The sequence below is a fragment of the Leptospiraceae bacterium genome (assembly GCA_015075105.1).
Lineage (GTDB): Bacteria > Spirochaetota > Leptospiria > Leptospirales > Leptospiraceae > JABWCC01.
Genome location: JABTUZ010000002.1, coordinates 480469 through 498316 on the forward strand (window position 1 = coordinate 480469; position 17848 = coordinate 498316).

The following is a 17848-nucleotide window of genomic DNA, read 5'->3' on the forward strand; positions in this document are numbered from 1 at the left end:
TTTTCCCTCTTACACTCTGGCGATAATTTCTTTTGCTAAATTTTTATAACTTTGTGAACCGATTCCTTCTGGATCATAGAGCGTGATTGGTTTACCAAAAGATGGAGCTTCACTCAATTTAATATTTCTCGGAATAATAGTTTTAAATACTTTTTCTTTAAAATATTTAGTAACATCCTCTGAAACCTGATTAGCAAGATTCGTTCGCTTATCATACATTGTAAGCAGTACTCCTTCCAATAAAAGAGAAGGATTTAATTCTTGTTGAACCAAAAAAATCACCTTCATCAATTGAGACAATCCTTCTAAAGCAAAATATTCTGTCTGTAAAGTTATCATCACTGAATCAGCGGCACACAAAGCATTCAATGTAAGAACCCCCAACGAAGGAGGACAATCAATTAAAATAAAATCATAATCCCCGCGAACTTCAGCTATAGAAGATTTAAGCTTCATCTCTTTATTTTCTTTGTTCAATAGATCAACTTCAATTCCACTTAAATTAATATTGGAAGGAATGATAAACAGATTTTCTATCCCGGTCTTTTGAATTGCATTTTTTACAGACAATTCTCCAAGTAGCACTTCATAAGAAGTTTGCTCCAGCTCGTTTGCGTTTAAACCAAAACCTGATCCTGAATTTCCTTGCGGATCCATATCAACCAAAAGAACTTTCTTGCCAAGGTTGGCTAAGCAAGTTGATAAATTGATTGCAGTCGTAGTTTTACCGACCCCACCCTTTTGGTTGCTAATTGAGATTATCTTCCCCATTATGTCTCATTTCCTCTTTAATAGATTTCCAGCTTCGCGGGTAACCTTGTTTTATTTTTGCGGTCTTTTTCAAGAATATTAAATGCCTCTCCCCAAGAAAGCCTAAAGCACTCAGCCTAACCACCTTTTTAAAATTTAGCCCAAGATTTTCTAAATAAATTTCATCTTCTTTTTTTTGTATAAATTTTCCTAAAAAAGGAATAAAATACCCGTTTTCATTTAATAAGTTTATGCAAACTTCAGCCGACCATGGATAAGACACCACAGACCTCGTTACGATTATGTCGAATTTCTTGCACACCTTCTCCTCTGCACGACTATAAATAAATTGTATTTCTGAAAATTTTTCCTCTTTTGCAAATTTCTCCAATAAACTGAGTTTTCTTCTTTGAGAATCTATCAGAGTAACCTTGGGAAATTCCAATAAACAATAAAATAAAAAACCCGGTAAACCAGGGCCCGTCCCGACATCTGCCAATTTTGTTTCACGTGAAACAGAGACTTCCTTCACAATTCTGTAAACGTGGTAAATGGATTCAATCAAATGCCTTTCTAAAATATTTTCAGTATCTTTTTTTGAGAAAAATCCCCCCCGAAGGTTTTCTTTTTGCAAGAATTCGTAAAATTTCAAAATTTTATTAAAATCAAATTTTGTTTCAATTTCATTTTTTTCTTCAGGAAACAATTCAGATAATCTTTGTAGTATTAGATCCGTTTTCACTATCATTCATTTTTAATATTCTAAAATCTTTTTCTTCTGCAATAAAAATCACCACTAAAATATTTTTTATTCGAGTTTTATAGAGTTAAGATTTTTTGTTTTTTTCCGAAAAAAATAATAGATAGGCAAATATTAATAGATTTAGTCTCATCGACTAAGATTTTATTGAGTATAGAACTATCTAATTTATATTGAGCAACTTTCACTTTATTCAGGAGAATAGAAAATGAAATATTTATTACTAATTGGATCGCTTTTCTTCATTACAGGAAATCTTTTTTCTTTAACGCCTGGAAAATGGTCTCACATGGATCGGTATGTATTAGGCTATGAAAAAAATGGGCCGGTTAAAGAAATCGTAAGAAATACAGAAGGGAAAGTTACCTATATTGCTGAATACGATTACGATTCAGAAGGAAAACTCGTAAAAGAAAAATATTCCGACAAAGACGGGAAATCCGATGGCGAAACAATTTTTATTTACGAGAAAAACAAAGTCGTTGCGGAAGAGCTTTACAATTCAGAAAAAGTTCTAAAAGAAAAAAGAAAATACAAGTATAACTCTAATGGGGATTTAACAGAAATAGACTTATATTCTGGAGAAGGTAAGTTATTGGTAAAATCAAAAATTCACTCTTTTTCTAACGGATTGGTAACTGAAGCTGAAACTGTTTGGGCCGAAAATAAAGAAACAGAATCCTTTGCGATCAAAAAAGACGAAAAGCTACCAAATGTTTATAACCAATCTATTTTTGATGATAACAAAAAACTAACTGCTGAGGTAAAATACACCTACGATAAAAACGGAAAACTTCAACAAAGGGAAAACTTACAAGGAAATCAAATTCGGCTAAATAAATTGTCTTATAACGGGCTCGGAAAATTAGACAGTTTTTCGTTTCACGTGAAACAAGGCGAGAAATGGAGTCTTTTAAAGACCCATCATCTTATTTACAAACAAAATAGTATCCTTCAAAACAACCCGAATTAAATTTCAGATAGTTTCTCTTTCTTTGTTTTTTTCAATGCAAGAGTATAAAGCAAAATGTCGATATCCGATGGATCTACACCGGATATTTGACTTGCTTTTTCTAAGGTCACGGGCTTGTGTTTGGTTAATTTTTGGATGGCTTCTTTTTTTAAACCAATAATCTTAGAATAGTCAAATGACTCTGGAATGGAAATCTCAAGATTCTTTTTTCTAAATTCAATAGAATCTAATTCTCTTTTTATATATCCTTCGTATTTGATCTCCATTTCCAAAACTTCTATATCTTTTGAATCGAGATTTTTTAGAGCACTGATGATTTCCTTGCAATCTTTTAATTTAATTTCCGGTCTTTTAATAAAAGAAATCAAATCAGTTCCGAATTTTACAGATGAAATACCTTTAGATTCCAGAAGGTCTCTTAATGGCTCAGATGGTTTAAGATTCTCTCTTTGAATTTCTTTCTTAACTTGCTCTATAACAAAATACTTTTTCTCCATGGATTCATACACAGAATTCTCGATTAGACCGATTTCTTTTCCATACTGCATTAGTCTTTTATCTGCATTGTCTTGACGTAGAATAAGTCTATACTCAGCTCTACTCGTAAACATTCTGTATGGATCCTCTACACCTTTATAAACCAAATCATCTATCAATACACCGATATAAGATTCGCTTCTAGAAAAATGCAATGGAGAATCTTTTCTAAAAGAACGAATTACATTGTAGGCAGCGACCACTCCTTGAGCTGCTGCTTCTTCGTAACCAGTAGTACCATTGATTTGTCCTGCATGAAAAAGTCCTTTTACTTTTTTTGTTTCAAGTGACGGGTATAGCTCAGTAGGATCAACATAATCATATTCTACAGCGTAGCCGGGCTTCATGATCTCGGCTTTTTCCATTCCTTTTATCGACCTTACTAATTTCCATTGAACTTCTTCAGGAAGACTTGTGGATATTCCATTTACATAAATCTCGCCGGTCTCGTAACCTTCCGGCTCTAAAAAAAGCTGATGTCTTTCTCTTTCCGAAAATCTAACTATTTTATCTTCAATCGAAGGACAATACCTTGGACCAATAGACTGAATTTGCCCGGAATACATTGGAGATAATTCAAGATTATCTCGAATAATTTTATGGGTTTCTAAATTGGTATAAGTAATATAACAGGCAATCTGTTTTCGTGTAATCGATTGGTTGGAAAAAGAAAAAGGAGTAGGGTTCAAATCTCCTTCCTGAATCTCCATATCCGTAAAATCAATAGTCTTTCTATCAATTCTTGGAGGTGTGCCGGTTTTCAACCTACTTAGACGAAAGCCGAGTTTTAAAAGGGAATGCGACAAACCTTCCACAGATTCATCCCCCATTCTTCCAGCAGGCTTTTGAAATTTTCCGATATGAATAAGGCTTCGCAAAAAAGTTCCAGTAGTAAGGATTAAGTAATTCGTTTGAAATTCAAAACCTCTTCCTGTAATCACTCCTTTAATTTCAGAATTAGAAATTATTATTTCCTCAACAGAGTCCTGGCGAATTGATAAATTTTTGGTTTTCTCTAAAGTGTGTTTTACTTTAAACTGGTATTCTTTTTTGTCTGCTTGTGCTCTCGGTGCCCACACTGAGGGGCCTTTTGAAGTGTTTAGCATCTTAAAGTGAATTCCGGTATCATCAATTGTGCGCCCCATGATCCCACCAAGTGCATCTACCTCTCTTACTAAATGTCCTTTTGCAATTCCTCCAATGGCCGGGTTGCAACTCATTTGACCGATAGTATCTAAGTTTAAAGTAATCAAAAGAGTACTCAAGCCCCCCTTTGCACAAAGATATGCTGCTTCAGAGCCTGCGTGACCCCCACCAACAACTATACAATCGAATTTTTCTTTATAATTGTATTTTTCAGAAAGCATTTTTATCGTTCATTATTATTCTCATTGAAATATTACTAAGCTCAATTTTCCTGTGGATTAGTAATTCTATAATTTTTTACTTTTAGAATTATATACTTCAAGAGGTCTCAAGAATGAATACTAATATAAAAAATCTCGCATATTTTCAAGGAAAAATTGTACCGTCTGATGAGGCAAAGATTAGCATACAAACCCATGCTCTCCAGTACGGCACAACTGTATTTGGTGGAATTAGGGGTTACTATGATTCAGAGTCCGACAATGTTTTTATTTTTAGAATCAAAGATCATTTTCAAAGAATTTTCAATTCAATAAAAATCATGCAATTACAGTTCTCTTCTACCGTAGATGAGCTTATGAAAATCACTTTACGTTTGGTTAAAGAGTCCGGCTATAAAGAAAATATCTACATTCGCCCTTTTGTATATACGTCTGCATTGCAGCTATCCCCAAGATTCCATGATGTAAAAGCAGATTTAGCAATTTATATCCTACAACTCAACGATTACTTAGATACTAAAAATGGATTAAAAACAATGGTCTCCAGTTGGAGAAGAATCGACGATAATACTATCCCCACTTTATCAAAAGCATCCGGTGGATATGTAAACTCTGCACTGGCAAAGTCAGAGGCAGTCCAAAGCGGCTGCGATGAAGCTATATTTTTAGATAATAGGGGATTTGTTTCAGAAGGGTCTGCTGAAAATATTTTTATTGTAAGAGAAAACACACTCATTACCCCCCCGATCACCTCTTCTATTTTAGAAGGCATCACAAGACGATCTATTTTAGAAATAGCCAAAGATTTAGAAATACCTTTTCAAATACGAGATATTACTCGAAGTGAGCTATATATTGCCGATGAAGTATTTTTTTCGGGAACAGGGGTTCAATTAGCTTGGATTAAAGAAATCGACAAGCGGGCTATAGGAAACGGAAGTATAGGAAAAATAACCGAAAAACTGCAAAAATTTTATTTTGCGATTTTAACAAATAAAAATCAAAACTATAAAAAATGGCTAACACCTGTTTACTGATTGATAAGCATGGAAAATTCCTATCTATTGCACGATATAGTCGGTCAAGAAAAAGCAGTACATTTTCTAAAAAGCTATTTAACCGACCCGGTTAAAATTCCACCATTACTAATTTTTCATGGGCCCAGTTCAGTAGGAAAAGAATCTATGGCAGATAGATTTTCAAGACAACTATTGTGCTTTACCGGAACTTCTTGTGGAATCTGCAAGTCCTGCAAATCTTTCAATACCGGACTACATCCGGATTTTATCGTATTTCCTTCCACAAGTGACAAAAAAATCAAAATAGGGGATCCAAAAAATCCGGTAGAATTTACGATTCGATGGCTTCAAAAAACCAGAATTAATTTCATACCCCATCTTTCAAAATATAGAATAGTTCTTTTTCCGGATGCCTCTCTCATAGAAGATGAAGCTGAATCCGCCATGTTAAAGATTTTAGAAGAATCTCCTTCTCATACCAAATATATCTTCATCGTAAAAAATCTAAACGAACTGAAAGAAACAATCGTAAGTCGGGGAGTTTGTATTCCATTTAAAAATTTATCTATTCAAACAAATAGGGAATTGCATAGGGCAAAAGGTTTAGTTTATGAAAATTTTTTCGGGGGAAGTATTGGTTGCTTTTCAATTCCTTTTGAAATAATTGAATCCGTAAAATATGAAGTAGAAGAAAATATTCGTCAACCTGTATTAAGAATACAATTAGAAAACTGGATACGAAATTACGATATACCGAAAGAATACGAAGGAGAATTTTCTTATTCTGATTTTTTGGATTTAATTAGTTTATTAATTATAGATGATTTAGCCAAAGAAGACATAGATAAAAACTTAGATAAGATTTTAAAAGTGTTTGAATTTAAAAAAAATCTGCATAAAAAAATTCCCGGTTTAGACCCTTATTTAATCAGCAAGTTATTTTTTGATATTGCATAATTTCTTTTCAGGTAAAGAGACATAACCATTTTACTATTTTTTTTTAATTTTTAAGAATTCTTTTGAGTACTATATGATTTTTTTTTTCATGGCTAATTAGCACTTACCATTTAGAGGAGATATTATTTGGAAAATTTTATTTGGGAAAATATTCAAAAAGAAATTTCCAAAAACATTCCCCCGGCTTATTTTGAACCTTTTATTGCTCCCTTGACTCTAATAGGATTCAATGAAGATAAGTGCAGCATAAAAGCCCCTTCTCTTCAAATAAAAAATCACGTCGAAAAAAAATATCAACACTTTATAGAAAATGCTATCTTTTCAATAAAAGGAAATCGATTCAAGGTTGAGATTTTATTAGATACACCGGCAGAGTTGAAAACTATTGTTGAAGAAAAATATTCTGATGATAATTTTTCGTTTAATCCAGACTACACATTTGAAAGTTTTATCGTAGGCGAAACAAACCAATTTGCATTTTCCGCAGCAAAAGAAGTAGGAAATCGACCCGGGGTTTTAAATCCTTTATACATTTTCGGAGAGTACGGAGTCGGAAAAACTCATCTTTTGCACTCAATCGGCTCTTCGCTAAAAAAAGAACAACCTTGGACAACCGTAAAATACATTGATATACTTTCTTTTATGTTTGAATTTCAATATGCAGTACAAAATAGAACTACAATGGAAAGTTTTAAGATTAAGTATCAATCTTACAACACTCTGATTGTAGATGATATACAAAATCTTAATAGTGGTGCAGAGAAAACCCAAGAACAATTTTTTTCTTTATTCAATCATTTCTATGACCGAAGAAGACAGATTATTATAGCGTCGGACAGACCAAGTCACGAGTTGCCAATTCATGATAGGCTGAAGTCAAGGTTTGTTACAGGAGTCCAAGTGGATATAAAAGCTCCTTCCTACGATGTGAGATATAAAATACTTAAAAAACACTCTGATTCTTTAAATTTGAATCTTTCTGAAAATACACTCTCTTTTATTGCTGAAAAAATTATAAAAGATACAAGGTCTCTACTTGGTGCATTAAACGATCTTTTCTTATACAAAAAAACTTACAATATAATGCTTCTCGACGATGAAAAAATTAAAGAAATCATAGATAGCAGAATATCCTACAGAAACAAAATAGAAATTAGCAATGATCGGATTATTGATATTGTTTGTTCTTTCTTTTCTCAAAATAAAAAAGATATTTTAAGTAAAAGCAGAAAAGCTGAATTTATTCAACCAAGACATGTCTGTATGTATTTTCTAAATGAATTGTCTGGTTTAAACAAAACTGTAATCGGAAGAATATTCCAAATTAAACATACTGCAGTGATCCACGCGATAAAACACGTAAAATTACTATCAAATTCTAATCCAGAGTTTTCAATAATTCTAAAAAAAATTCAAAGCGAAATCGAATTCAAATAATATATGTAAATAAAATGTAAATAACTCAAAAATATCCTATAAATTTTTTGTATATAAGACATAATACTATATTATGTGTCTCTTTTATAAAAATTTGTATAGAAAGTAAAAAGTTATTTTCAAAAAAGCAAAGAGACATATTCCATTAAAAATAAGGCTATTTTAAGTAATTAACATATATACATTGGTAATAATAATAAAAAAGGTAATAAAATGAAATTTAAAGTAAAAACAAATGATTTATTAAAATCAATTAAAGCGGTAGATGGAGTAATTTCTTCCAGAGAAATAAAATCAATTTTATCTAATATAAAAATTGATGCACACAAAGATAAAATTTATCTATCTTCTACTGATTTAGAGATTTCCATAAAAACATCTTGTGTAGCTGAAATTATAGAAGAAGGCTCTACATCTCTTCCAGCTAAAAAATTAAACGACATTATTCGTTATATAAATTTTGAAAATTCTTTACTTGAAGATGATTCTGAATCAAACGCTATTAAAATAACGGATGCCGATAAAAAAAATATTTATTCTACGAAAATTAATTCTTTTGAAGGTGAAGACACTAAAACTTTCTCTTCTGTTGATAAAAAACAAACTATTAATTTTCCTTGTTTTACTTTTCGTGAAATGATTAGAAAAACATCGTATTCTGTTGCACAAGAAGATTCAAGATTTGTTTTCAATGGATTATTTTTAACATCAAAAGGAAAAAGGGTTTCCTTTATCGGTACCGATGGCAGAAGATTAGCTAAAATAGATAGGAGCTTACCCGAAGAAATACCATTTGAAAAAGGTGCAATTATTCCGCATAAAGCAGTAAAAGAAATTTTAAAAATGATTGATACTTCTGAAATCGGGAAAATAGGTTTTTTTGAAAACCAGGTGTATATAGCAATCGGTGAAACAGAATTATTATGTAAAACTATAGACGGGAAATTTCCTGATTACGAGCAAGTGATTCCTAAAAATACAACTCATTTAGTAAAAATTAATAAAGATAAGTTCCAAATAGCTCTTCAACAAGCAATTGTTGCTGCAGAAGAACCGACAAGACAAATAAAAATGGAATTCAACAATAATATACTGATGATGTTTTCTTCTTCTTCCGGGACTACCGATAGCGATGTTGGTTTAAATATCGAATACAATGGAGAAAAAGTTACGATTGGTTTTAAAGGAGATTATTTAACTGATGTAGTGCGTGCGTTAGACGATACAGAGTTTATAATAGAATTTTCAAATCCTAATTCTCCTGTTATATTCCGTGATCCAAGTGATGAAGAATTCATAGCAATTATAATGCCAATGAAGCTTTAATGATTTTAGAAGAAATTCGATTAAAAAATTTTCGTAATTATGAAAACATAATATATAAATTTACCCCGGGTTTAATTTTTATAATTGGTGAAAATGGAAAAGGAAAAACGAATTTAATAGAAGCAATCGGTTTTTTTTCTTATGCAAAAAGTTTTAGAAATAATAAAGAAATCGAACTTATAAAATGGGGAGAAAAATATTTTCATATATCAGGAAGTTTTAAAGAAAAAAAAAATATTAAAATCGAAATTGGTTATGAAAAAGAACCTATTACAAAAAGAAAAATTAAAATAGATGGAGTTCTTGTTAAAAAAAGATCAGAGCTTATTGGAGAAATTCTCTCTGTTATTTTTTCGCCTTCTGATATCCGAATTATAGAAGATGGACCGATTGAAAGAAGAAGATATGTAGATAGTTTTATCTCTATGGCAGATAAATTTTATATGCAGTCTTTACTCGAATACAATAAAATCTTAAAACAAAGAAATGCTTTACTTCGACAAAAAGAAAATAATGAAAAGCTAATTAAAATATGGGATGAACAATTAGTAAACAAAGGTAGTCAGATACAAAAAATTAGAGAAGAGCAGATAGAAATATTAAAAAATTATTACGAAAAAAATATTATAAAAATTAGTGGAGACATAGACAAGTTTAGTTTATATTACAAACCAAATATAAAAAATCAAGATGATTTCATGAATCGTTTAAAAGAAAGATATCCTCGCGATAAGAAAATAGGATTTACCTCAGTAGGAATTCATAGAGATGATATTTTCATAGGTTTTAAGGAAAAGGATATTTTAGAATTTGGATCACAAGGACAAAAGAGAAGCACAGTTCTTGCCCTAAAATTTGCTGCGTTTAAATATTTAAAAACAAAAACAGGAGTTTCTCCAATTCTATTAATAGATGACGTTATTCGTGAATTGGATTTAAAAAGAAGAAAACTATTTATTGAAATAATTTCTGAATCTGAGCAAACTTTTTTTACGACAACAGATTTAGACGGGATTAATGATTATGTGAATATATTTCCAAACAGACAAGTTTATTGTATTCAAAATAATAAAATTTTAGAAGTAGAATAAAATGTCTTTAAAAAAAGTCAATATATCAGAATTGTTAGAAATAATCGAAAAGAATAAAATAGAAAATGATGATATTTTTGATAGAATCGTTTTAGAAAAAATTCTACAAAAATGGAAGGATATTGTAGGACCGATTTTAGAAAAAAATGTTTATCCTGAAAAATATTCTAGAAAAAAATTAACTATTGTGTCATCGCACCCTGCCTATAAACAAGAGGTAAGTTTTCTAAATGAAAAAATTATTAATGAAATTAATTCACTTTTTAATCAAACTGTCTTAGAGAAAATTATATTTAATACTTCTTTTATAGGTTTAAAATATAAACATCAGATAAAAAAAGAGAAACCTGTGAATAAAACAGTTAAATAACTTGCACAGAAAAGCCTAATCTCAAAAGTTTAAATTGATAAGAGTTATATAGAAAATGAGCGATAACTATGGCGTAGAAAAAATCAAAATTCTAGAAGGTCTAGAAGCAGTCAGAAAAAGACCTGGAATGTATATTGGCACACAAGATGAGACAGGGCTACACAAGTTAGTATATGAGGTTGTAGATAATTCAGTCGATGAAGCAATGGCAGGATTTTGTACTGAAATTGTAATACGCATTTTAAAAAATAATATAATTGAAATTATAGATAACGGAAGAGGGATTCCTGTTGGAATCCATCCTGATAAAAAAATATCCACTATCGAAGTGGTGCTTACGATTCTTCATGCAGGTGGAAAATTTGAAAATGATGCGTACAAAGTTTCCGGTGGTCTACATGGTGTAGGGGTTAGCGTTGTGAATGCGCTTTCCGAATGGTTGGAAATTGAAGTTCATCAAAACGGGAAAATTCACTATCAGAAATATTTAACAGGAATTCCAGAGAAGCCGGTAGAAGTAATAGGTGAGACATCTAAAACCGGTACGACAGTTCGGTTTAAAGCAGATTCAAATATTTTTACTACTACAGAATACCAGTATGATATTTTATCTTCCCGATTTCGGGAAATGGCATTCTTAAACAAAGGGCTTATTTTAAAAATAGAAGACATTCGTAAAGAAGAAGTTCACAAAAATACATTTCAGTACAATGGGGGGATTGTATCGTTTGTGCAGATGTTAAATGAAAAAAAACATCCCCTCCATAATGATGTGATTCATTTTGAAAAAGATAAAGAATCTGTTCACTTAGAAATTGCCGTACAGTATTCTGACACATTTACAGAAAATATTTTTTGTTTTACAAATAATATAAATAATCCATTAGGTGGAACACATCTCGAAGGATTTCGAGCTGCACTAACAAGAACGTTAAATGATTTTTTAAAAAAAGATACAACGCTATCGAAAAAGTTTTCTACAGGAGTTTCTGGTGATGATGTAAGAGAAGGATTGACTTCTGTTATTTCTGTAAAAATTCCACAACCTCAATTCAATTCACAAACAAAAGAAAAATTAGTAAACGCAGAAGTAAAAGGGTTAGTGCAGACTTTAGTTTCCGAGGGATTAAGTTTGTATTTTGAAGAAAACCCTCAAACTGCAAGAAAGATTATTGAAAAATGTATATTAGCCGCAAAAGCAAGAGAAGCCGCAAGAAAAGCAAGAGATTTAACAAGAAGAAAAACGGTATTGGAAGGTGGTGGACTTCCGGGTAAATTGGCAGATTGTTCTGAAAAAAATCCGGTAGAGTGTGAATTGTATCTTGTAGAGGGGGACTCGGCTGGTGGCTCTGCAAAACAGGGCAGAGACAGAAATACTCAAGCTATCTTACCGTTGAAAGGAAAAATTCTAAACGTAGAAAAAGCACGCCTCGATAAAATATTGTCAAACGAAGAAATTCGAACTTTAATATCTGCCATGGGCACGGGAATTGGCGATGACGAATTCAATATAGAAAAAATTCGCTATCATAAAATTATTATTATGACCGACGCAGATGTGGATGGCTCTCATATCAGGACATTACTCCTAACTTTCTTTTTTAGATACATGAGACAAATTATAGAAAAAGGATTTTTATATGTAGCACAGCCTCCTTTGTATTTGATTCGTTACGGAAAAGAATCTGTTTATGTTTATTCCGATAAAGAAAAAGATGAAATTGTTCAAAAAATAGGGAAGGACTCTAAATATGTTATTCAAAGATATAAGGGTCTTGGAGAAATGAACCCTGAACAGTTATGGGAAACCACTATGGATCCAAAGGCAAGAGTTGTTTTGCAAATAAGAGTAGATGATTTTATAGAGGCTGAAGAAACTTTTAATATTTTGATGGGTGATGATGTTTTACCAAGAAGAAAATTTATCGAAATGAACGCATCAAAAGTGATGAATCTGGATTTATAAATGGCAAACATGGAAGACGAAAAAGAAGTATCAACACTAACACTAAGCACCTCCTCTCGGCCGGATATAAGCGAAGCTATTAAAAATGGTGTTCGTGTTATTCGTGTAGAAGTTGAAGATCAGATGAAGGAAGCATATCTTGGATATGCGATGAGTGTGATTGTTGGTCGAGCCTTACCTGATATTCGTGATGGTTTAAAACCTGTTCATCGTAGAATTTTACACGCTATGAACGAAAGAGCTTGGAGGTCAGATCGTCCTTATGTAAAATCTGCTAAAATAGTGGGAGAGGTGATCGGTAATTATCATCCACACGGTGACTTTGCGGTTTATGATACTTTGGTTAGGATGGTTCAAGATTTTTCTTTACGAGTTCCACTCATTGACGGTCAAGGAAATTTTGGATCTATAGATGGAGATAACGCTGCCGCCTATCGTTACACAGAAGCAAAGCTTACAAAAGTTGCAGAAGAACTACTCAGAGACATTGATAAAGAAACTGTAAATTTCTCGCCAAATTTTGATGATACAAAACAACAACCCGATGTTTTACCGGCAAATTTTCCAAATCTTTTGGTGAATGGATCATCGGGGATTGCAGTAGGGATGGCTACGAATATCCCACCTCATAACTTAAAGGAATGTATTGCAGCAGTAGTTGAAGTAATCAAAAATCCAGAAATATCAATTAAAGAATTAATGAAAATAATTCCTGGCCCGGATTTTCCTACATCTGCGACTGTGATTGGTGGTGAAGGATTAATTTCTGCATATACTACCGGAAAAGGATCGATCAGAATTCGCTCAAAAGTTGACATTGAGCAAAAAGATAAAGGAAGAGAGTGTATTGTAATTACCGAAATTCCCTATCAGGTAAACAAGAAAAATTTACTTGAGAAGATCGGAGAATTAGTAAATGAAAAAACTATCGAAGGAATTTCTGAAATATTAGATTTATCAAATCGAAAAGGAATTCGTATAGAGATACTTATAAAAAAAGATGCAAATGCTCAAGTTATACTAAACCAATTATTTAAATTAACTCAACTTCAGGTTAGTTTTGGGATTATTATGCTTGCGATACTTAATAATAAACCTAAAATTTTTAATCTAAAAGAAATTCTTCTCGAATTCGCAAAGCATCGAAATGAAGTTGTAAGAAGAAGAACGACTTTTGATTTAAGAAAAGCAGAAGAACGTGCTCATATTTTAGAAGGGCTTAAAATAGCTCTTGATAATATTGATGAAGTAATTAAAACAATACGCTCTTCAAAAAATCCTCCCGAAGCAAAAGTATCCTTGATGGAGAAATTTCTTCTAACTGAAATTCAAACAGATGCTATTTTAGAAATGCGTTTGCAACGTTTAACTTCTTTAGAAGTTAAAAAAATCATTGATGAGTTGGAGCAAATTCGTGCATTAATTATAGATCTAAAAGATATTTTGGCTACACCAAAAAGAATAGATGATATAGTTTGCACTGAGCTTGGAGAAGTTAGTCAAAAATATGGAACAAACCGAAAAACAGAAATTAGTTTAGAGAGCGTAGAAAGTTCTTCCTTTGATGCGGAAGATTTAATTGCTGACGAAGAAGTTGTAATTCAATTATCACAAGATCAATTTATCAAGAGACTTCCTTTGGATACTTTTAAAAGGCAAAAGAGAGGTGGGAAGGGTGTGCAAGGAGCCGGAGGCTCTGCTAAAAGAGACGATGTAATAAAAATAATTAGAATTGCTTCAACCCATGAAACAGTTATGCTTTTCTCGAACAAAGGGCGTGCGTTTATAATGAAAGTTTTTGAATTGCCTATCGGTTCAAAAGAAGCAAGGGGAAAATCTTTGAAAGCAATATTGTCTTTAAATCAAGATGAAATCATTTCGTCTTTGTGTACATTTAAAGAATTCAATGAAGATTCACTTCTTATGGTTACAAGAAAAGGAATAATAAAAAAGTGTGCCTTAAAAGAATTTTCAAACGCAAAAAAATCCGGAATTATTGCAATCGGTCTTAGAAAAGACGATGGGCTCATTGATGTAAAATTAATTAAGCCTGAAGAAGATGTAGTTTTCGCAAGTAAAAACGGATTAGCATTAAGAACAAACCTTTCAAAATTGAGAAGTCAAGGAAGAACTGCTACTGGTGTTACAGGAATGCGTTTAGCTGAAAATGATATATTGGTTGGAGTTACAATTGTTGATGAAAAATCAGACTTACTTGTGATCACAGAAAATGGGTATGGAAAGAGAATGGACTATTCAGAATTTTCCGCAAAAGGTAGAGGCGGAAAAGGGATGACCTATTTGAAAATAACAGAAAAAAACGGGCCTGCAGTTGGGGTAGTTAGTGTGAGTCAAGAAGACGAAGTTATTATAATAGCTGTTTCTGGAATGGTGATTCGTGTAAATGCATCTGAAATCTCAAAAGTAGGTCGAGCAACTGTTGGGGTTAGAGTGGTTAATATCAAAGAAGACGATAAAGCTCAAGATTTTGCGATCATTTCCGAAAGAGAAAATGAGTGAAAAAAAAACTATTCACGTAGGGAATGTGAAAATTCAAGGAGATATAATTTTGTCTCCCATGGCGGGTTTTTCAGATAGTCCTTACAGGCAAATTACCAGAGAATTCGGATCGGCTTTTTCTTTTACTGAATTTGTAAGCACAGACGGGATCAGCAGAGGTTCAAAAAAATCAATAGACTTGTTTCGTTTTCAAGAAAGTGAACGACCAATATTTTTTCAAATATTTGGAAATAAATTAGATGTTATTACTGAAGCGGCAAAAATTATAGAAGATTTAAATCCTGATGTTATTGATTTGAATATGGGTTGCTCAGTAACAAAGGTTGCACACAAAGGTTCAGGTGCAGGGCTATTGAAGAATCCCGCGTATGCAGGAAAAATTATTGAGTCATTGTCTAAAAATGTAAAATTACCGATTACAGCAAAAATTCGATTAGGTTGGGATCACAAAAGTTTGAATTACAAAGAAGTTGTCACTGCCTTGGAAGAGTCAGGCGTGAAAGCAATTTCTGTCCACGGCAGAACAAAGTCAATGGGATATACAGGGAAGGCAGATTGGAATGCTATAGCTGAAATTAAATCATTTGCAAAAGTTCCTATTTTTGGTAACGGAGATATTCAGACATACAAAGAAGCCAAAGATCGTATAAATGAAACCGGAGTGGACGCAGTTCTTATTGGTAGAGCAGCTATTGGAAATCCGTGGATTTTTAAAGGAATTGAAAAATCTAACTTGAAATTTTCAGAAATTCGTGAAGGTATATACCGACATTTAAAACTGATGTTAGGATTTTACGGTGAAAGACAAGGTTTGATTTTATTTCGTAAACATGTATCAAAATACTTACGTGGTTTTTTTGGAATTGCAGATCTACGCGATAAATTAGTAACAGTAACTGATTTAAAAGATTTTTATATACTATTAAACGAATACGATACAGATATTGTAGAGCCTCAAAAAAATTTTACAAATACAAAAGAAGTAGCTTGCACTTTTTCTTAGAAATCAAAAACTATTTTAATTATTAGGAAGGTACTATGGCTGGAGAAAAGTCAATTTTTAATGATTCTTTTAAGGTATTTGATCCTTCAAAGCAAAAAAGAAAAAAAGCGAGGATTCGTCTTGATATCACAGGCTTTTATACTTTAAATGGAAAAGGAAAACCCATAGATTGTAAGTTGATCGATCTTGGAACAGGTGGGATGACTTTTCAGTCTCCTATGAGTTTATACCCCGGTGACAGATTAGAAGTTGAGTTCAAGTTATCAGGAAAATTGATCAGTGTTCCCGGGGAAATTGTAAGAACATCAGGAAAAGATTGTGTTATGAAATATAAGGATTTAATCCCTGCAACAGAAGAAGTGATTCAAGGCTATATACACGATTCTTTTTTTGATGACAAATCTAAGAAAAAGCCCGGTGCTTAAACTGCTTAGACTAGATAAATGATTCTCTTTCGGAATTATGAAACCAATGTAATTTCTCAACAAAAGAATTAATTCCTTTTTCTCGGATCGTATAAGCTTCTTCTTCGGTAATTGGAAGCAAGTAAAGAAAAGTAACTTGTTTTTTATTTTCTGAAATCAATCCATTTATGTCAGGCGGACTATTTAAAAACTTGAATTGATTTGGGTTTATAATAACTAAAGTAGTAAAGTTTAAATATAGAGAATCAGGGTCACGTTTTGGAATTTCAATAGTGTGTCCGTGTCCAAACCACTTAATTGTATTCCAAGGAAACTTTATCAGCTCTCCGATTAAGTGAGGCACCCAAGTGTCTGCTCTTTCAGGAGAGTCTGTGAACCGATAAGCAAAAATAATTTCTATTCTTGAGTAATTCAAATAATCTTTATGGTACAAATCTACTTGAGGCATGTTTTGTGCGCTCATCCCAATTGTAGAATATAGAATAATTTGATCATAGTCTTTGGGTGAAAATTTTGTGATTGCAAGAGGTGGATATTTTCCTCCATCAGCAGACCAGTAGCCGGTATGTTTCCCGAGTCTGTTTTCTAGAAACTGAATTCTTTTTTCTTGAATTTCTTTCCATGAAGATTTATTCGATCTATATTCCCAAAAGTTTCTGGATTGATTTATTAATTCAGGGATAGGACCATTTTCTGAATTGCCGAGAGGACTTGCGGTCAATGCTTTTTCTTTTGCTTCTTTGGAATAGCCGTGAAAACCATTTATGCCGGAAGTCGAAGGTAAAAATGCGTAAAGCTCGTCTTTAATAAACAGTGCGACTCCGTCACCTTCTTCAGTCCAAATCAGATGAATATCTTCTTTGTCAATAGAAGGTTGTGCGTTTGGAAAAAAAGTTTCATCTTGAATTAACACAGGAGCTAAACCCGATTTTAAATCCTCCGGAATTCTGGATTTCGGGGCATCTATTAAATTTCTAATCCATAAAGATTTAATTCCAAATTGGTGATTGTATTCAGACTGAATATAAAGATAGACTGTTCTATTGTCATCTTCTAAAAATGCAGTTAAGGAAGAATAAGGATTTGTTTCTTGATAAATTATTTTAGTATCTAAATTTTCCATAAGATTGTATTACACTTTCTTTTTAGACTATGAATTGAATAGAAAAAATATTTTCATTAGTAGAATAATTGTTTTTTTATAATAAACAAAATGAGTAAGAAAGAAAATGTTGTAAATGAATTATGACACTTCTGCAAAAATATTAAAATGGGTTTTATCCTCATTAAGAAATAACGATCTTAATAAGTTTTTGAACCTATTTATTTCCAAAAAAACTTTTTGTA

General features: G+C 32.1%; 15 protein-coding genes. 11 read left to right on the top strand and 4 right to left on the bottom strand.

What is annotated here, in order from left to right:
* Positions 1-9 precede the first annotated feature (9 nt).
* Together HS129_12245 and HS129_12250 are read right to left on the bottom strand one after the other, a co-directional pair.
* Positions 10-771, bottom strand: coding sequence for a ParA family protein (locus HS129_12245; GenBank protein ID MBE7412808.1), 762 nt, complete (start codon positions 769-771; stop codon positions 10-12).
* Positions 749-1498, bottom strand: a complete 750-nt coding sequence (locus HS129_12250; protein ID MBE7412809.1) for a class I SAM-dependent methyltransferase — start codon at positions 1496-1498, stop codon at positions 749-751. The genes HS129_12245 and HS129_12250 overlap by 23 nt, the downstream gene beginning before the upstream one ends.
* 220 nt (positions 1499-1718) lie before the next feature.
* On the opposite strand from HS129_12250, the gene HS129_12255 reads away from it, so the two are divergent.
* Positions 1719-2483 (top strand): hypothetical protein, encoded by a 765-nt coding sequence (locus HS129_12255; GenBank protein MBE7412810.1) that lies wholly within the window; start codon positions 1719-1721, stop codon positions 2481-2483.
* Here HS129_12255 and mnmG read toward each other — a convergent pair.
* The gene (mnmG, locus tag HS129_12260) at positions 2480-4387 is read right to left on the bottom strand and encodes a tRNA uridine-5-carboxymethylaminomethyl(34) synthesis enzyme MnmG (protein MBE7412811.1); all 1908 of its coding nucleotides are present in this window, start codon (positions 4385-4387) and stop codon (positions 2480-2482) included. The two genes, HS129_12255 and mnmG, sit on opposite strands and share 4 nt — an antisense overlap.
* A 113-nt stretch (positions 4388-4500) precedes the next feature.
* Between mnmG and HS129_12265 the strand changes: the two genes are divergently transcribed.
* The 10 genes from HS129_12265 (at position 4501) to HS129_12310 (ending at position 16501) form a co-directional block, all read left to right on the top strand.
* Positions 4501-5424 (top strand): branched-chain amino acid transaminase, encoded by a 924-nt coding sequence (locus HS129_12265; GenBank protein MBE7412812.1) that lies wholly within the window; start codon positions 4501-4503, stop codon positions 5422-5424.
* Between the two features lie 9 nt (positions 5425-5433).
* Positions 5434-6363 (top strand): hypothetical protein, encoded by a 930-nt coding sequence (locus HS129_12270; GenBank protein MBE7412813.1) that lies wholly within the window; start codon positions 5434-5436, stop codon positions 6361-6363.
* Between the two features lie 126 nt (positions 6364-6489).
* A complete protein-coding gene (gene dnaA / locus HS129_12275; GenBank protein MBE7412814.1) occupies positions 6490-7800 on the top strand; it encodes a chromosomal replication initiator protein DnaA in 1311 nt (436 codons plus the stop codon).
* Positions 7801-8013: 213 nt separating this feature from the next.
* Positions 8014-9126 (top strand): DNA polymerase III subunit beta, encoded by a 1113-nt coding sequence (gene dnaN / locus HS129_12280; GenBank protein MBE7412815.1) that lies wholly within the window; start codon positions 8014-8016, stop codon positions 9124-9126.
* Complete coding sequence (recF, locus tag HS129_12285) at positions 9126-10217, top strand: DNA replication/repair protein RecF (protein ID MBE7412816.1); 1092 nt, start codon at positions 9126-9128, stop codon at positions 10215-10217. Before dnaN ends, recF begins: the two co-directional genes overlap by 1 nt.
* Position 10218: 1 nt before the next feature.
* Positions 10219-10587, top strand: a complete 369-nt coding sequence (locus tag HS129_12290) for a DUF721 domain-containing protein (protein ID MBE7412817.1) — start codon at positions 10219-10221, stop codon at positions 10585-10587.
* A gap of 55 nt (positions 10588-10642) precedes the next feature.
* The gene (gyrB, locus tag HS129_12295) at positions 10643-12553 is read left to right on the top strand and encodes a DNA topoisomerase (ATP-hydrolyzing) subunit B (protein ID MBE7412818.1); all 1911 of its coding nucleotides are present in this window, start codon (positions 10643-10645) and stop codon (positions 12551-12553) included.
* 9 nt (positions 12554-12562) lie between these two features.
* Positions 12563-15073, top strand: coding sequence for a DNA gyrase subunit A (gene gyrA, locus HS129_12300; protein MBE7412819.1), 2511 nt, complete (start codon positions 12563-12565; stop codon positions 15071-15073).
* Positions 15066-16076, top strand: a complete 1011-nt coding sequence (dusB, locus tag HS129_12305; protein ID MBE7412820.1) for a tRNA dihydrouridine synthase DusB — start codon at positions 15066-15068, stop codon at positions 16074-16076. Before gyrA ends, dusB begins: the two co-directional genes overlap by 8 nt.
* Positions 16077-16111: 35 nt before the next feature.
* Positions 16112-16501 (top strand): PilZ domain-containing protein, encoded by a 390-nt coding sequence (locus tag HS129_12310; GenBank protein ID MBE7412821.1) that lies wholly within the window; start codon positions 16112-16114, stop codon positions 16499-16501.
* Between the two features lie 10 nt (positions 16502-16511).
* Here HS129_12310 and HS129_12315 read toward each other — a convergent pair whose 3' ends face one another.
* The gene (locus tag HS129_12315; protein MBE7412822.1) at positions 16512-17624 is read right to left on the bottom strand and encodes a suppressor of fused domain protein; all 1113 of its coding nucleotides are present in this window, start codon (positions 17622-17624) and stop codon (positions 16512-16514) included.
* Between the last annotated feature and the right edge of the window lie 224 nt (positions 17625-17848).